Raw genomic sequence first — 17877 nt, forward strand, 5'->3', positions numbered from 1 at the left:
TTAAAACTAACTAACAATTACAAAATGAAGAAAAATTACTTTTTAGTAGCATTATTTTTTTGTTTGTTCCAGTTAAGTTATAGTCAGATTTCGACTCAATATACTTTTACGCAAAGTAATTCGAGTTATACTGCAATAACTGGCGGAACATTACTTGGGTCAGCAACCACAGATGACCAAAGATTTTTAGATCCTGCTGTTCCACTTGGATCAGCAAATTTTACTGGTGTGGGTTTGCCTATCGGTTTTAATTTTGATTTCAATGGTGCTGTTTATAATCGTTTTGGAATCAATGCCAACGGATGGATATCTCTTGGGTCGTCTGCTTTGACACCTTCTGTAGATATGAATAGTACTTCGTCTTATGAACCTATTTCGTCAACAACTACAACGGTATCTAATCCTCTTGTAGCAAGAATCTCGGCATTTACAAGAGATTTATCTTCTCAAAATGGTGGTTCTATCAGATATGAACTTACAGGAGTAGCTCCTAACAGAGTTTTGGTTGTTCAGTGGACAAACTATTCTAAGTTTTTAGCAACCGGAGATTCATATAATTTTCAAATTAAATTATATGAAACATCTAATAAAGTTGAGATTGTATATGGATCAATGATTAATAATGCAACTTCAACAGAAGCACAGTGTGGTTTAAGAGCAAATCCTAACAATGTTGCTAGTAATTTTGTAAATAGAACAACAGCAGTTGATTGGTTGGGAACTACAGCAGGTTCTGCTGCAACAAACACTGTTTTATTGTCAAATACTATTTTTCCTCCTTCTGGTTTGGTGTTTGCATGGGCACCACCAGCGTGCGCAGGAACTCCAACTCCAGGAAATACTTTATCTAGTACAGCCTCATCTTGTAATGGTGTAAGTTTTGATCTTTCTTTACAAAATACAACATTAGGTTCGGGTGTAACTTATCAGTGGCAAACTTCATCTGATGGCGTAACTTTTGCTAACGCAGCAGGTGCATCAAACTTTTCAGTTTATTCAACAACTCAAAGTGCGGTTACTTATTACAGATGTATCGTAACTTGCACCACATCTACTTTAACAGAGACTAGTACTCCTGTGATGGTTGGCTTAAATACGCCTTCAAATTGTTATTGTACGCCAACTTATACAACAGGTAAAACCGAAGGAGATTTAATCTCAAATATAGTAATTACAGGTACTACTTTGTCAAATAATTCTGGTACAGCTCCTTCGAATCCAGCATTTACTTATTTTACAGGTCAACCAAATTACACTGGTACACTACAAGCAGGATCATCTTATAACGTTAACGTTTCAGTAGGAACTTTTGGTGGTCAAAACGTTGCTGTTTGGATTGATTATAATGACGATGGAGTTTTTGCAACTTCAGAAAGAGTTGGTTTTACTTCAGCGTCAATTGCTGGTAATGGTTCTGCTACGTTTCCAATTTCTTTGGCTTGTAATCCACCTTTAGGTACTCATAGAATGCGAGTTAGAGATGTGTATAACGTATCTGGAGTAAATATTGATCCTTGTCTTAATTATGGTTGGGGTGAAACTGAAGATTATAATGTAACCGTTTCTGCTGCAGTAGCTTGTCCTCAACCAACAAATCTATTGGTTTCAAATGTTAGCAGTACTTCTGCTACTTTAGGATGGACAGCAGGTTGTGTTGAAACTGCGTGGAATATTTATGTAACTCCAGCAGGAAGTCCAGTTCCAGCTAGTCCAACTTATTTTAGTACAGTGAATCCATATGTAGTAAACGGATTAACTCCAGGAACGGCATATGATTTTTATGTAGGCGCTGATTGTACAACTAATGGTGTAAGTCTTTTAACCGGACCATTCTACTTTGTTACTTCTCCTGTAAATGATAATTGTTCAGGTGCAATAGCTTTAACAGTTGGTAATGTTTTTGGTACTAATCCAGTAGTAGGAACTAATGCAGCAGCTACAAACTCAAATCCACCAGCTCCAGGATGCGCAAGTTTCTTAGGTGGTGATGTTTGGTATTCAGTAACTGTTCCTGCATCGGGATCAATAACTCTTGAAACAAATCCTGCAACAGGAAGTCCAATTACTGATACTGGATTAGCTGTTTATTCAGGAAGTTGTTCAAATTTAGTATTAGTAGAATGTGATGATGACGATAGTACTAACGGAAATTTCTCACTTGTATCGTTAACAGGTAGAACTCCAGGTGAAATATTATATTTTAATGTTTGGGAATATTCAAATGACGCTGTTGGACAATTCCAAGTTTCAGCTTATGATTGTCCTTCAACGACTCCAGCTCCAACTGGTGATGCAGTTCAAAATTTCTGTGGTTCAGCAACAGTAGGCGATTTATTTGCAGACGGAACAAATATCAAATGGTACGCAACAGCAACAGGAGGAACTGAATTATTAGCAACAGAAAATTTATTATCTGGAACCTATTATGCCTCTCAAACAGTAAATTGTGAAAGCTTTTCTAGATTAGCAGTTTCTGTTACTGTTTCACCATTTCCAGTAGCTAATGCAGCTTCATTAACTGTTTGTAGTAATGGTTCAAGTTCAGCGGTTTTCAATTTAACAACTGCCAACCCATCGATTAATTCTGGAACTTCATTTACTTTTAGTTACCATATCGATTCTTTCGAAGCCGAAATTAATGCAAATCCAATTCCAAATCCTACTGCATTTGTAGGAACAAATGGTCAAATTATTTTTGTTAGAGTACAAAATACCGAAGGTTGCTACAGTATAGCCGAATTAACCTTAAATATTACAACGGTTGCAGCTCCAACTGGTGATAGCAATCAAACTTTTTGTGGTCCTGATACATTACAAGATTTAACGGTAACTTTTACAGGTACTGATATTGCTTGGTATACAACTGCAACTGGAGGAAGTCCAATATTGGCTAGTACAGTTTTAGTGTCTGGAACAACCTATTATGCTTCACAATTTGATAATTCTTGTGAAAGTACAGATAGATTAGCAGTTACTGTTACAGAGGTTTGTCCGTTTGCAGGTTGTTTATCTAGTCCAAATGGTCAATGGCCAGGAGCAACTTTTACTCCAGCTTGTGCAGGAACAGCTCAGTCAATAACTACAATAGGTTATGCAGGTGAATATTCTAAAGTAAATGTAATTAATGGTACGCAATATACTTTTGCAAGTTCTATTGCATCAGATGTTATCACAATTTCTGATGAAAATGGCACTGTAGCTTATACATTTGGTACAGGTTCTGTAGTTTGGACTTCGACAATAACAGGTGTGATTAGATTTTATACACACGTAGATAATACTTGTGCTGCAAATAGTATTAGTAGAACAAGATCTGTGTTATGTGGAACTCCACCACCAGCTCCTTCAAATGATAACTGTATTGCACCAAATACATTAACTGTAGGAGGTATTTATACTGATAATGATGTTGATGGAACTACCTTTGGTGCAACTGCGTCAACTCAACCAAACCCAACAACTTGTTTTGGATTTAGTGGTGGTGACGTTTGGTATACTGTAGTTGTTCCTGCAAGTGGAAATCTTACAATTGAAACTAGTGCTCCTATTGCTGGAGGAACTGGAGTTGATACTGTGGTTACTGCTTATACTGGAGATTGTGCAGTGTTAACACAAATAGGTTGCGACGATGATGGTGCTACTGAAACAGCAGTAGGATTTACATTACTTTCATTAACAGGTCAAACACCTGGTAATACTATTTATTTGAGAGTTTATGAGTATAACAATGACGCACCTGGTGCTTTCTCAATTTCGGCTTATGATGCTTCGTTATCTGCAAGCGGTTTTGATAACTCAAGTTTCTCATTCTATCCAAATCCAGTTAAAGATGTTTTAAATTTATCATACTCTAATACTATAGATACGGTTCAAATTTTCAATATTATCGGACAAGAAGTTATTGCTAAATCTATCAATGCTACACAAGCTACAGTAGATATGGCTAATCTTCCATCTGGAGCTTATTTGGTAAGATTGACATCAGATAGTCAAGTAAAAACCATTAAAGTGATTAAAGAATAAATTTATTTTATTTTTCATATGTAAAAAGTCCTGCTTCGGCGGGACTTTTCTTTTTTAGAAAGAGTATATTTGTCGAAAATTTTTTGAATGTATTTTTCAATTATTATTCCAGTCTATAACAGACCCGACGAAATAAACGAACTGCTAGAAAGTTTACTTAATTCGACCTACAAAAACGATTATGAAATTGTAATTGTTGAAGACGGTTCATCTATAACTTGTGAAGAAGTGCTTCATAAATTTGCAAATAGACTATCAATTTCCTACTATTTCAAATCTAATTCAGGTCCAGGAGATTCAAGAAATTTCGGAATGAAAAAAGCAAAAGGTGATTATTATATCATTTTTGATTCCGATTGTATTATTCCACCCAACTATTTATCTGAAGTAGAAAAGCATCTGAAATCTGATTATGTTGATTGTTTTGGCGGTCCAGATAAAGCATTGAAATCATTTTCGAATATCCAAAAAGCGATCAACTTTTCGATGACTTCTTTTTTAACAACTGGTGGAATTCGCGGTGGATCTGAAAAAATTGATAAATTTCAACCAAGAAGTTTCAATATGGGACTTTCTAAAAAAGCATTTGATGCCTCAAAAGGTTTTGGAAATATTCATCCTGGAGAAGATCCGGATTTATCCATAAGATTATGGAAATTAGGATACCAAACTAGACTTTTTTCATCCGCATTTGTTTATCACAAACGAAGAATCGACTGGGATAAATTTACGCTACAAGTTTCAAAATTTGGTAAAGCAAGACCAATCTTAAATCATTGGTATCCCGAATATAGCAAAATCACTTATTGGTTTCCATCCTTATTTGTTATTGGATTTACTTTTTCGATTTTTCTGCTCGTATTTTTATTTGATTGGGGATTAAAATTCTATTTTCTTTATTTTGTTATAATTTTTATTGTTTCAAGTATTCAAAATAGAAATCCTTTAATTGGTTTATTATCATTGGTAGCTGTATGGAAACAATTCTTCGGCTATGGTATCGGATTTTTACAATCGTTTATCAAAATCAATTTGTTAAGAAAAAAACCACAAGATGCTTTCCCTGAGTTGTTTTTCAAAATAAATACTAACGATTCTGAAATAGAAAGAGAGGTGTTGTTTGAAAAACAAAATCAAATTCCGATCCAACAATCGGTTGAAAAAGTGATTGAAAAGATTGTAGCTCCAATCAATAAAATTGTTGAACCAACTCCATCAAAATCTAAAATAATAGGATTAACTGGTGGCATTGGAAGCGGAAAAACAACTGTTGCAAAGTATCTTATTTCAAAAGGAATTCCGGTTTATATATCTGATTTAGAAGCCAAAAAAGTTATGGAATTTCCTCAAATTATTAATCAAATTACACAAACATTTGGTAATGAATTGATTACTTCAAGTCAAACACTTGATAGAGAAAAACTCGCTTCTATTGTATTTAATGCTCCCGAAAAGTTAAAACAATTGAATGCTATCGTTCATCCTGCTGTGAAAAAGCATTTTGACAATTGGATTTTAGCCAATCAAATTCATCCAATTTTAGTTAAAGAAGCTGCTATATTATTTGAAAGCGGTAGCTACAAAGATTGCGATAAAATCATCACTGTTTCTGCTCCTTTAGAGTTAAGAATCGAGCGCGTGTTAAAACGTGATGCAACTACAAGAGAAAAAGTGCTTCAAAGAATAAATAATCAATTATCTGACGAAGAGCGAATTGCAAGAAGTAATTTCGTAATTAAAAACGAAAATTTTGAGGATACCAAAAAACAAGTTGACGAAATAGTCAATTTTTTGAAAAATAAATAATATTTCACCTCTGTGTTAATGTTTGGTTAATACATCAACAGAATATATGTTAAAATGCTAATTTTGTTGTGATGAATAAGTTTGTTTTTCGCCTGTTAGTATTGTTAATGAGTTTATCCTTACTCGGGATAATTCTAGTGCAAGTTTATTGGTTTAATAATTCGCTAGAAAACAACGAAGAACAATTTAAATTTCACGTAAAGCAAGTTTTAGGAAATGTTGCAAAAAAACTCCAAGATAAAGAGCGTTATGCTTTTTATAAAAAAAATGGACGTTTTAAGCAAAATGCCACAAAAGCTCCAAAAACCGACGATTTATTAGAATACGGTTATTACGAAAGAAATGCCAAAACGAATAAAACAATTATTTATTCTAACAGCATAATCGCGGAAGATTACGATATTTTTTCAACGCTCTTTGACACAAAAATTGATAGTTTTAAAGTAAAAAATTATTCGGCTAAAAGAAAAACTAAGGTTTATAACAACAATTCATTTGACAATTCAGGAATTCAAAACACGCTTACGCCTGATTTAACCATCGAGAAAGCAGGTGATTTGAAAATACTTGAAGAAGCACAATTTGAAATCGCATATAAAGATGTTGTTGCTAATTATCCGATTAACGAACGCGTTTCTAAAGAGCAGTTAAACGAATTATTAGACAAAGAATTAAAGGAATACGGAATCAACACACCTTACGAATTTAACGTTTACAGCAACGGATTAGCTACTAAAATTAAATCGGAACATTTTAATTTTGATAAATATGCAACTTATTCCATTCCTGTCTTCATTGATAATGATGGAAATAATAAGTACATGTTATTAGTAACTTTTCCTCAAAAAAAGAAATTCCTATTTTCAGATATTCTTGCTATTACCTTGTTGTCAGTAATTTTTACTTTAATAATCATAATTGCTTATGCTAATGCATTGCATCAGTTAATAAAACAACGTCACATTTCTGAAATCAAAACCGATTTCATTAACAACATGACGCACGAATTTAAAACACCAATTGCAACTATCAATTTGGCTCTCGATGCAATCAAGAATCCGAAAGTGATTGATGATAAAGAAAAAATTTATCGTTATCTACAAATGATTCGAGATGAAAATAAACGAATGCATGCACAAGTAGAGAATGTGTTACGAATTTCTAAGTTGGAGAAAAAAGAATTAGAAATTAATAAAGAGCCATTAAATGTTCAAGATATTATTGAAGATGCGGTTGATCACGTTAATTTAATTGTTGAAGATAGACAAGGAACGATAACAACACATTTTGAAGCTAATAGAACAACAGCATTGCTAAACGACGTACATTTTACTAACGTAATTGTTAATATTTTGGACAATGCTATAAAATATTCACCAGATGCGCCCGTTATAGATATACGAACGGAGAACATTAAAGACTTTGTATTAATTAAGGTTAAAGATAATGGTGCCGGAATGAGTAAAGTGGCTCAAAAACGAATTTTTGAAAAGTTCTATCGAGAGCACACTGGTGATATTCACAACGTCAAAGGCCACGGTTTAGGTCTAGCTTATGTAAAAAGAATTGTAGAAGACCACAACGGTCAGATTTTTGTTGAAAGCGAAAAAGGAAAAGGAAGTACATTTATTATTAAAGTCCCATTGATAAATTAAAATAAACATGGAAAAAGAAACTAAAAAAATATTATTAGTCGAAGATGATCAAAATTTTGGTGCCATCCTAAAAGACTATTTGATGCTAAACGATTTTGATGTTGTTTTAGCCAAAAACGGAATGGAAGGTTTTGAAAAATTTAAAAAAGATACTTACGACTTGTGTATTCTTGACGTAATGATGCCTTATAAAGATGGTTATACCTTAGCTAAAGAAATTCGTGAAAAAAACAAAGAAGTGCCAATCGTTTTCTTAACAGCCAAAACTATGAAAGAAGACGTATTAAAAGGATATAAAGTTGGTGCCGATGATTACTTGAATAAACCTTTTGATTCTGAGGTTTTATTGATGAAAATCAAAGCCATTATGCAAAGAAAATCATCTGAAACCAAAGCTGAAAATGTTCAGTTTGAATTCCAAATTGGTAAGTTTCATTTGAATTCTAAATTACGTTTCTTGAACTATCCTGGTAACGAGCCAATAAAATTATCTCCAAAAGAAAATGAATTGCTAAAAATGTTAGCACTTTATGTCGAAGATTTAATGCCGAGAGAATTAGCGTTAACCAAAATCTGGAGAGACGATAATTACTTTACATCAAGAAGTATGGACGTATATATCGCAAAACTAAGAAAATATCTTAAAGACGATGCCAACGTTGAAATCTTAAACATTCACGGCGAAGGATTTAGATTAGTAGTAAAAAAATAAATGAATAAGCTCCAAGAAATTGGGGCTTTTTTTTTAGAAGCTATTTCCTGCTATCCATTACAATCTTTTGTAAACAAGTCTTTTTTTCTAAGCTGTAAAAGGAGCTTCTATGGTCGCTCTTTTACAACAAGAAAAAAATAGACTTCTTTTACAAAAGGATTTCCATTACTATCAGGGCTAGGGTTTTAGCTGTAAATTGAAATTTTGATTTACATTTCAAGTTCCAATCCAAAACAAACTTTTCCTTCTTTGGTAATAGTAAAGATGTTTTCGTTCCTTGCAATCGAAATGGTTTCATTTAGCGAAACTTCTTTTAAGTAATTCATTTCAAAAGCAGTTAATTCTTGTCTTAAAAGTTTTTTAGAATCTATATAATCTAAACACCATTCAAGATATTTCATACTGTTAGCGTGATTTACAATATCTAAATCAGATAATACGACGGTTCGCTCTGCAATTTTTTCGAATTCTTGTTGCAAATCAATTTTAGCATAACTTTTTTCGGTAGCGCTATTATTTGGATATTTTTCAAAATGCTCGTGTGGCAAAGCCAAAGCTTCAGGGCGACGTGTTTTGGTATTAAAAACAGCCCAAAAGGTTTCGCATCCTACAATCTTTTCATCGCCAATATATAATTCTAAACAACGCGTAGAACGGGAATTTTCTAATGATTTTATCCAAGTTTTAACCTTCACTTTATCTTTCCATTTCGGCAAACGCTTAATTTCAACTCGCATTTTACTCAAAACCCAAGCTTGATGAAATTCTTGCATATCGCTAAAACTTATTCCTCCAACTTCCGAATGTGTTGCTGCTGTCAATTGAAATAAATTGCACAATTCAGTATATTTCAAATAGCCATTAGGATAACATTGCAGAAAATTGATTTCCCAATCTTTAGTTAGAATAGAGGTGAAGTTAGGTGAAATTGGCATGGAAGTATTAAGTATTAAGATTTGAGTATTAAGTATTAAGACTTAAAGTGTTGATTTATATGATTAATTATTTCTGTTCTATCAGTTAAATAATCAAACCAAACTGCATTTTCGGTTCGTTTAAACCAAGTTAATTGACGTTTTGAAAAGCGCCTCGTATTTTTTTTGATTTCTTCGATGGCATTCTTGAGCAGTCCGGAATCTTCACTATTTGAATCAAACAAATCGAATAATTCTCTGTAGCCAACAGTTTGTAAGGCATTTAAATTCTTATTTGGAAACAACCTTTCAGCTTCTGCAAGCAAACCTTCGTTTATCATTATATCAACTCTTTGATTGATTCTGTCGTACATTATTGATCTTTCTGCTTCTAATCCGATTATGATAGGAGTGAAGTTTCTTTTGTTTTTTTCTTTATTTAAAAATGAGGAATACTGTTTTCCTGTTCCAATGCAAACCTCCACAAAACGCATCATTCGTTGCGGATTTTGTAATGTTTGCGGATTAGTGTCTATAATAAAATTATAATAATCAGAATCTAATTCTTTTAACTGATTTTGGAGATAATCGATTCCTTTTTCTTCATAATTCAATCGAACTTCCTCACGAAATTTAGAATCAATTTCAGGAAAGCTATCAAATCCTTTCAAAACAGCATCAACATACAAACCTGATCCACCAACCATAATTTGGATGTTGTTTTTCAAGAATAGTTCATCCAATTTAACAATTGCTTCTTTCTCAAAATCGCCAACGGTATAATTTTCAAAAATGGATTTGTTTTGAATAAAATGATGGGTTGCACTAGCTAATTCGACATCATTTGGAACGGCAGTACCAATTCGCATTTCCTTAAAAAATTGACGGCTATCACACGAAATTATATCGCAACCAAAATGTTGAGCCAAAGCAATACTCAAGGAAGTTTTTCCTATGGCGGTCGGTCCGATGATGGTAATTAAATAATTCAAAAGGTCTATTTTCTTTATTCTTTTCTCTATTTTCTTTTTAAAACTTCAAAACCTTCAAGACCTTATTTTTTCTCAAATAACCTTGAATTATTGTTCGAGTATCACGATTATTTTGCATCGGAATTATAATGTTTTTTAAAACTTCAACATTCGTAATTTGATAATTCAAATCATAAAAACAATAGCCTTTATAAATTCCGTTTTCAATTAAAACAGCACTTCGTTCGTCAACTCTTCGACCTCTATCAATAATGATCATATTGTTGTTTTCAAATGACATATTGTTAATAAAATCTTCTACTCGTTCGTTATACTCTTCAGGTGATTCTATTCCCAAACAAGCGCCGTTGCATTCTTTTATTTTGTGTTGAAAACATCCATTTTGAGTTTCATATAATCCGTTCAATTTCTGACATAAATTATATTTTTCAGTGATTCTAAACAATGCATTTTTTCCTTCTTGAAGTGTTGTAAATGCAGTAATTTCTTTCTTTCTTCCATCGGCTTTTTGAAGACGTAAATTCAAATAACCATTGTCATCTAAAACTTCATACAAAGCATATTGAAAAATACTTTTGCGCTGTGCACGATTGTAAATAGGTTTGTTGATTTTAATTTCTTCACTTTCTTTCAAAAGCGCAATCAATTCGCTTCCAGTTTCTTCGTGAGTGACTGCAAAAACTTCTAGTTGAATCTTTTTACACTTATTAGTTTTTCCGGTAAAATGTTGATTAACACGTTTTTTTATGTTTTTACTTTTTCCGATGTAGATCAAATCACCTTTTTCATTGTGGATGTAGTATATTCCTGTTTTGTAAGGCAAACTTTCAACAATGTCAAGTAATTTTGGTGCTAAACCACTTTTAATTTCGGCTTTTATTGAACTTATTAAAATTTCTTTTTCAGTATCTTTTGATAACAATAATTTGAACAGTTTAACGGTTGCCAAAGCATCTCCACTAGCTCGATGTCTGTCGGTTACTGGAATTCCGAGTGCACGAACCAATTTACCTAAACTATAAGATTCCATTCCGGGAATAAGTTTTTTAGATAATTCAACCGTACAAAGTGTTGGACGAATAAAATCGTAACCCAATCTAGTAAATTCGGTTCGTAAAATACGATAATCAAATGAAGAATTGTGAGCCACAACAATACAATCTTGAGTGATTTCTATAATACGTTTTGCAACTTCATAAAACTTTGGAGCCGAACGCAACATAGCATTATTGATTCCAGTTAACTTAACCACAAAAGGTTGAATTTCCTTTTCAGGATTCACCAAACTGATAAATTGATCCACGACTTCGCGACCATCATATTTGTAGATGGCGATTTCGGTAATTCCTTCTTCGTTGAATTGACCTCCAGTGGTTTCTATGTCGAGTATGCAGTACAAAATAGTATTCAGTATTCAGTGTTCAGTTAATTATTCAAAAATCAAAAATCGTTGTTCTGCAATCGTTAATCATTTTCTGTTCCCAAAGATACTACTTCCAATTCGAACCATAGTGCTTCCACATTCAATTGCTAACTGATAATCGCCAGACATTCCCATTGAGATAATGGAGACGCGATTAATCGCGTCTTTACCGATAGTTTCTTTATTTATTTTATCGAAAATTGTTTTTAATTTTTGAAATTCTTTTTTGATTTGGTCTTGATTTTCTGTGAAGGTTGCCATTCCCATTAAACCAATAATTCTTATGTTTTTCAGGTTTTTGAATTCTTCTGAAGATAGAATCTCTGTTAATTCCTTTTCATCCAATCCAAATTTACTTTCTTCTTCGGCAATAAAAATTTGAAGCAAACAATCAATAACACGATTGTTTTTTTGAGCTTCTTTGTTGATTTCGTGCAATAATTTCAAGCTATCAACTCCGTGAATCAAATTTACAAATGGAGCAATAAGTTTTACTTTTCGTGATTGCAAATGACCAATAAAATGCCATTGAATATCTTTTGGAAGTGCTTCGTGTTTTTCAACTAATTCTTGTACATAATTTTCTCCAAAAACTCGTTGTCCAGCATTATAAGCTTCCATCAAATCGGCAACAGGTTTGGTTTTAGAAACCGCAACTAGCGTGACGTGATTTGGAAGTTGGGATTTTATATCGAGTAGGTTTTGTTGTATCATTGCCATTTTCTTTCGTAAAAAATATTATTTATTTTAAGAGATATTCTATCAACCCAATTATTAAAACTTTGACAAAAGCTAAAATAGGTTATATCATTATCCTTTTTTAAACTTGAATAGTTTGTAAAAACAGTATAACTATTATCATTGTATCTGTTTTTAACTCTTATACTTTTGATTTTATCATTTTCATAATATAATTCTACAAATACATATTCAACACTCTTTTTATATGATATTGTTTCATATTCATAAGTAGCTTTAATTAGCTGTGGTTTTCGAATAGGATAATTAGAATCAACTGGTGCAATTGTTTCTTCATTTATTGTATCTAGATTAGAAATTTTATAGATCTTTAAAAGAGCTTCAGTTCTAACTTTTATGCTTTTAGTGCGACTAACAGCGATATCTCTTTCAATTTCAAATTTCTCTTCTATATTTTTTTTTGATTTTAAGCAAATGCTATCAATCTGTTCAATAGTGAGCGATTTGTTTTGTGAAAAAGATGTAACTGTAATTAAAAAGAATAGAAGTAATTTTCTCATTTTAAATTTTGTTATAACTATTTTTCAGTACTTCTTACTTGGTAATTTGTACTTCGTACTTATAGTTCATAAACCATCAATCCACTACGAAATTTAGGTTCAATATAAGTTGATTTTGGAGGCATAATTAAATTGTTGTCTGCCAAAGCTTTAATTTCTGATATATCACTTGGAAATAACATAAATCCTACTTCAAATTCGCCTTCATCTACTAATTCTTTTATCGTAAGAATAGATTGCTTTCCTGGAATATATTCTATTCTTTCATCGTTTCTTAAATCTTCAATTCCTAAAATAGGTTGTAATACTTTATCGTATAAAACTTGTGCGTCAAGATTTTCTAAAAGTGAGGAATTGTTATTTTCCAATTTATAAAAAAGCGCATAAAAAGCACCATCTAAATACATTCCGAATTCAAATTTTCCTTGTGGTTTCCACAATTCTTGCTCTTTGGTTTTGATGATGAAATGTTCTGACAATTTTAAAATAAAATCCTCTTTCGAATGACCATTCAAATCACGAATGATTCGGTTGAACTCATAAATTTTGACATTACTTTCAGCAATTAAAAAACTCATAAAGTAATTCAAATTCTGATTTCCCAAATGATTATTTTCATCAAATAATAATTCAGCCGAAGCCGAACGATGATGCCCATCGGCAATATATAACTCAGGAATATTTTGAAATTGAGTTTCTAACCAAGCTATTTCAGAATCAGTAGCAATTTTCCAAAGTGTGTGTTTTTCTTTATTTGTTGTCGCAAAGTGATAAATGGGTTGTTCTTTTTTCTTTTCAGAAATCCAAGAATTTATTTCCGATTTGTCTGGATACGTTATCAAAACTGGTTCGGTATTAAAACCTGTTTGATGCAAATAATCTTTGAATAATTCTACACGATATTGCAACGTATCTTCGTGTTTTTTAATTACATTATTTTTATAGTCTTCAATCGAAGTTCCACAGACAATACCAGTAAACGATTGAGTTTTCGTCTGAATTTCATACAAAAAGAAAGCTGCGTTTTCATCTTCAAGAAAAACACCATCGTTTTTAAAGTCTTGATATTTATGAGCAACACCTTTAAAACGTTTGTCCAAAGTAATCTTCTGCGAATGAACATACGCAGGATTAATCACGTGCAAAAACGAATACGGATTGAAATCCAACCACGAAGCCAATTCCGCCGGCGAATAATCATCATAATTACGACAAGTTACCAACCCAACTTTATCTGGAGTTGGACGCACGGCTTTGAAAGGGATTATTTTGCTCATTTTGAGTGAATAGTGATTAGTGAATAGTGATTAGCAAATACTATTTACTAATCACTTTTTACTCTTTACTTTGAAAATTGCTTTGCAATTTTCTCTGCTTTTTTACTTTCCGAATAATCGTAGAAACCTTCACCCGATTTTACTCCGAGTTTTCCGGCCATTACCATATTTACTAAAAGTGGACAAGGAGCATATTTTGGATTTTTGAATCCGTCATACATTACGTTTAAAATAGAAAGACAAACGTCTAAACCAATAAAATCTGCTAATTGCAATGGTCCCATTGGATGTGCCATTCCTAATTTCATTACGGTATCAATTTCAGAAACTCCCGCTACACCATTATATAACGTTTCGATTGATTCGTTAATCATTGGCATAAGGATTCTGTTGGCTACAAATCCAGGATAATCGTTTACTTCAGTAGGCGTTTTACCTAATTTTACAGATAAATCCATAATGATTTTGGTTACTTCATCTGAAGTTGAATAACCACGAATGATTTCAACCAATTTCATAATCGGCACCGGATTCATAAAATGCATTCCGATTACGCGCTCTGGATGAACAACTTGAGCTGCAATTTGAGTAATCGAAATAGATGATGTATTTGTTGCCAAAATCACGTTATGATCACAGACTTCACTCAATTGTTTGAAGATATTTAGTTTCAACGTTACATTTTCTGTGGCTGCTTCAACTACTAAATCGGTTCCAACAACACCATCTTTTATGTCGGTATAAGTTATAATATTTCCAATAGTTTTGTGTTTGTCATCTTCAGTGATTGATCCTTTAGCAACCATTCTGTCAAGATTAGAAGCTATTGTTGCCATTCCTTTTTCTAAAGATTTCTCAGAAATATCGATTAATTTTACGGTAAAACCGCTTTGTGCAAAAGTGTGAGCAATTCCGTTGCCCATCGTTCCTGCGCCTATTACAGCTATTGTTTTCATTATGTTTGTTTAGTTTGTATGTTTTAATATTTCAATTTCTCGTCTAATTTCAGTTAATAATTGCTCTTCTGTTGGAAGGTATAATTGGTATTGACTTGCTAAAATAGAATTGTTGTTTTCTGGTAATGAGTATTTTACGACGGCATTATTTTTATCTGCGCAAAGTAAAATTCCAATTGTTGGTTTTTCGTGAGCTACTTTTTCAACTCGGTCGAAATAGTTCACATACATTTGAAGTTGACCTAAATCTTCATGTGTTAATTTGTGTGTTTTAATTTCAAATAAAACGAAACATTGCAATAATCGATTATAAAAAACTAAATCTATAAAAAACTCATCTCCATCTAGATGGATTCGTTTTTGCCTTGCTACAAATGAAAATCCGTTTCCAAGTTCTAAAAGAAAATCTTGCAGATTGGTGATTATTGCTTCCTCAAAATCTTTTTCATAATAGGCACTTTCACGCTTTAATCCTAAAAATTCTAAAACTAAAGGATCTTTTATAATTTGATTTGGATTGGTTGGAATGACTTCATTTCGAGCAACTGCTAAAACACTTTCTTTATCATTACTCAGCAGTAATCGTTCAAATAAATGACTGTTTATTTGTCGTTCCATTTGACGAACCGACCAATTATTTTTTGCGGTTTCTGCTATGTAATATTCCCTTTTATCTTCATTATCAATGCGTATGAGTGTTCTATAATGTGTCCAACTCAATTGTGTACGCAGTGAGTCCACAATTGGGAATGTTCTATAAAATTGGCGATAGCGATGAAGTTCCCTATATGAAAATCCACTTCCAAATTCAGGTTGAAGTTGCTCTGATAAATATTTTATTAAATAATTACCGTATTCTGCTCGGTCTTTTCCTTGTTGTTCTTCGTTAAAAATTCGTTCGCCAATATGCCAATACATAACCGTTCGATGATGATCTACCGTACGAATTGCGCCTTCTTTTGCCTTTGCAATTAAAGATTTAATTTCATGTATTAGATTTTGACTTAACTCCATAATTATCTACTTTCCATAGAATCAATAATCATGTAAGCAACTCTCAAAGCCTCAGTTCCATCTTCTAGTGTTACAATTGGAGCTGTATTATTATTTATTGCATCTGCAAAAGTTTCTAATTCATCTAAAATAGCATTATTTGGAGAAACATCAGGATTATTGAAATAGATTTGTTTCTTTTCGCCTTCTGCATTTTGAAGAATCATATCAAAGTCACCAGGTACTTCTGGAGCGTCTTTCATTTTTACCACTTCACAGATTTTATCTAAATAGTCTACCGAAATGTAAGCGTCTTTTTGAAAGAAACGTGATTTACGCATGTTCTTCATCGAAATTCTACTTGAAGTTATGTTGGCAACACAACCGTTTTCAAATTCAATTCGTGCATTGGCAATATCTGGAGATTGACTCAAAACAGAAACGCCACTTGCGTGAACGGCTTTAACTTTAGATTTTACCACACTTAAAATTGCATCAATATCGTGAATCATCAAATCTAAAACCACTGGAACATCAGTGCCACGAGGATTAAATTCAGCCAAACGATGCGTTTCGATAAACATCGGATTTTCAATTTGGTCTTTAACAGCAATGAATGCGGGATTGAAGCGTTCAACGTGTCCAACTTGACCTTTAACATTATATTCTTTAGATAACGCAATAATTTCTTCAGCTTCTTCAACCGTTGTAGCAATTGGCTTTTCTATAAAAACGTGTTTGCCACTTTTAATTGAAACTTTAGCACATTTATAATGAGAAAGAGTAGGAGTAACAATGTCAATAACATCAACCGCGTGAATTAATTTGGCAATGGTATCAAATTGTTTATATCCAAATTCGGCTGCAATTTTGGCACCGTTTTCTTGATTTTCATCATAAAAACCAACCAATTCATATTTATCAGATTGATTTAACAATCGTAAGTGTATTTTTCCGAGATGACCTGCACCTAAAACGCCAACTTTAAGCATAAAATAAAATTTTATCAAAAGTACACTTTTAGTTTAAAGTTTAAAAGTATGCCTTGAAATTATTTCAAGGTTAATAAGTTTAAAATTTTTTGAAAAATGGAACTTGTTTTTTGGCTTTTTTCAATCTATTTTTACAGAAATAAATACAATAAAGCATCGCTTTGTTTCTCAAAATAATATGAAAGATACAAACAAACATCAAGGACTTCGAAATCAATTAGCTAAAGTTTTACACGAAAAAGGAATCACCGATAAAAACGTCTTGGAAGCCATCAAAATAATTCCAAGGCACTTGTTTTTGAATTCCAGTTTTGAGGATTTTGCCTATCAAGATAAAGCGTTTCCTATTGGCGCTGGACAAACGATTTCTCAACCTTATACCGTTGCTTTTCAAAGTCAATTATTAGAAGTTAAAAAAGGTGACAAAATTCTTGAAATCGGAACAGGTTCAGGATATCAAACTGCCGTTTTGTGTGTGATGGGAGCAACTGTTTATACCGTTGAACGACAAAATGAATTGTTTAAAACAACTTCTTTATTATTGCCAAAACTAGGAATTCGACCTAAGCACATTTCTTTTGGCGATGGTTACAAAGGTCTGCCAAATCACGCGCCATTTGATAGTATAATCGTAACTGCTGGTGCTCCAATTATCCCAAAACCTTTAATGGCGCAGCTAAAGATTGGTGGAAAATTAGTAATTCCTGTTGGTGAGAAAGAGCAAATTATGACATTATTAATTCGTAAAAACGAAACTCAATTTGAAAAGCATGAATTTGGTGATTTTAAATTTGTTCCGCTTTTAGAAAATAAGAATTAATTTACAACATATTACAAGAATTGCTATATTGTACCAAAATTAAAATCAACCTAAT

The 17877-nt window shown here is 32.5% G+C and carries 14 protein-coding genes and 1 pseudogene; 6 read left to right on the forward strand and 9 right to left on the reverse strand.

The window, feature by feature from the left end; genetic code table 11:
• The first annotated feature begins 24 nt into the window (after positions 1–24).
• The 5 genes and pseudogenes from Q0050_RS05775 to Q0050_RS05795 all read left to right on the forward strand — a co-directional run bounded on the left by Q0050_RS05775 (position 25) and on the right by Q0050_RS05795 (position 8196).
• On the forward strand, positions 25–4023 hold the full coding sequence (locus tag Q0050_RS05775) for a GEVED domain-containing protein (RefSeq protein ID WP_298393232.1): 3999 nt from the start codon (positions 25–27) through the stop codon (positions 4021–4023).
• An 87-nt stretch (positions 4024–4110) separates the two neighbouring features.
• Positions 4111–5106 (forward strand): annotated as a pseudogene (locus tag Q0050_RS05780) (glycosyltransferase family 2 protein); the annotation flags it as partial.
• Positions 5107–5187: 81 nt separating this feature from the next.
• A complete protein-coding gene (gene coaE, locus Q0050_RS05785; protein ID WP_298393752.1) occupies positions 5188–5829 on the forward strand; it encodes a dephospho-CoA kinase in 642 nt (213 codons plus the stop codon).
• Between the two features lie 71 nt (positions 5830–5900).
• The gene (locus Q0050_RS05790; RefSeq protein ID WP_298393234.1) at positions 5901–7484 is read left to right on the forward strand and encodes a sensor histidine kinase KdpD; all 1584 of its coding nucleotides are present in this window, start codon (positions 5901–5903) and stop codon (positions 7482–7484) included.
• Positions 7485–7491: 7 nt separating this feature from the next.
• Complete coding sequence (locus Q0050_RS05795) at positions 7492–8196, forward strand: response regulator transcription factor (protein ID WP_298393236.1); 705 nt, start codon at positions 7492–7494, stop codon at positions 8194–8196.
• Positions 8197–8405: 209 nt separating this feature from the next.
• Here the strand turns inward: Q0050_RS05795 and Q0050_RS05800 are convergent, their stop codons facing one another.
• The 9 genes from Q0050_RS05800 to Q0050_RS05840 all read right to left on the reverse strand — a co-directional run bounded on the left by Q0050_RS05800 (position 8406) and on the right by Q0050_RS05840 (position 17002).
• Entirely contained in the window at positions 8406–9131 is a 726-nt protein-coding gene (locus Q0050_RS05800) for an acyl-ACP thioesterase domain-containing protein (RefSeq protein WP_298393238.1), read from the reverse strand.
• 35 nt (positions 9132–9166) lie between these two features.
• Complete coding sequence (gene miaA, locus Q0050_RS05805) at positions 9167–10102, reverse strand: tRNA (adenosine(37)-N6)-dimethylallyltransferase MiaA (protein ID WP_298393240.1); 936 nt, start codon at positions 10100–10102, stop codon at positions 9167–9169.
• Between the two features lie 37 nt (positions 10103–10139).
• Complete coding sequence (locus Q0050_RS05810; RefSeq protein ID WP_298393242.1) at positions 10140–11501, reverse strand: exonuclease domain-containing protein; 1362 nt, start codon at positions 11499–11501, stop codon at positions 10140–10142.
• A 69-nt stretch (positions 11502–11570) separates the two neighbouring features.
• A complete protein-coding gene (locus Q0050_RS05815; protein ID WP_298393244.1) occupies positions 11571–12245 on the reverse strand; it encodes a YggS family pyridoxal phosphate-dependent enzyme in 675 nt (224 codons plus the stop codon).
• Entirely contained in the window at positions 12236–12784 is a 549-nt protein-coding gene (locus tag Q0050_RS05820; RefSeq protein ID WP_298393246.1) for a hypothetical protein, read from the reverse strand. The genes Q0050_RS05815 and Q0050_RS05820 overlap by 10 nt, the downstream gene beginning before the upstream one ends.
• A gap of 59 nt (positions 12785–12843) precedes the next feature.
• On the reverse strand, positions 12844–14061 hold the full coding sequence (locus Q0050_RS05825; RefSeq protein WP_298393248.1) for a DUF1015 domain-containing protein: 1218 nt from the start codon (positions 14059–14061) through the stop codon (positions 12844–12846).
• Between the two features lie 65 nt (positions 14062–14126).
• Positions 14127–15017: a 3-hydroxyacyl-CoA dehydrogenase family protein gene (locus Q0050_RS05830; protein ID WP_298393250.1), complete on the reverse strand. Its 891-nt coding sequence runs from the start codon at positions 15015–15017 to the stop codon at positions 14127–14129.
• Positions 15018–15026: 9 nt separating this feature from the next.
• The gene (locus tag Q0050_RS05835) at positions 15027–16031 is read right to left on the reverse strand and encodes a PDDEXK nuclease domain-containing protein (protein WP_298393251.1); all 1005 of its coding nucleotides are present in this window, start codon (positions 16029–16031) and stop codon (positions 15027–15029) included.
• Between the two features lie 2 nt (positions 16032–16033).
• Entirely contained in the window at positions 16034–17002 is a 969-nt protein-coding gene (locus Q0050_RS05840; RefSeq protein ID WP_298393254.1) for a Gfo/Idh/MocA family oxidoreductase, read from the reverse strand.
• 178 nt (positions 17003–17180) lie between these two features.
• Here Q0050_RS05840 and Q0050_RS05845 point away from each other — a divergent pair, with 178 nt between their 5' ends.
• Entirely contained in the window at positions 17181–17822 is a 642-nt protein-coding gene (locus Q0050_RS05845) for a protein-L-isoaspartate(D-aspartate) O-methyltransferase (protein WP_298393257.1), read from the forward strand.
• The last annotated feature ends 55 nt before the right edge of the window (positions 17823–17877 follow it).

It is taken from the genome of Flavobacterium sp., assembly GCF_027483985.1.
Lineage (GTDB): Bacteria > Bacteroidota > Bacteroidia > Flavobacteriales > Flavobacteriaceae > Flavobacterium.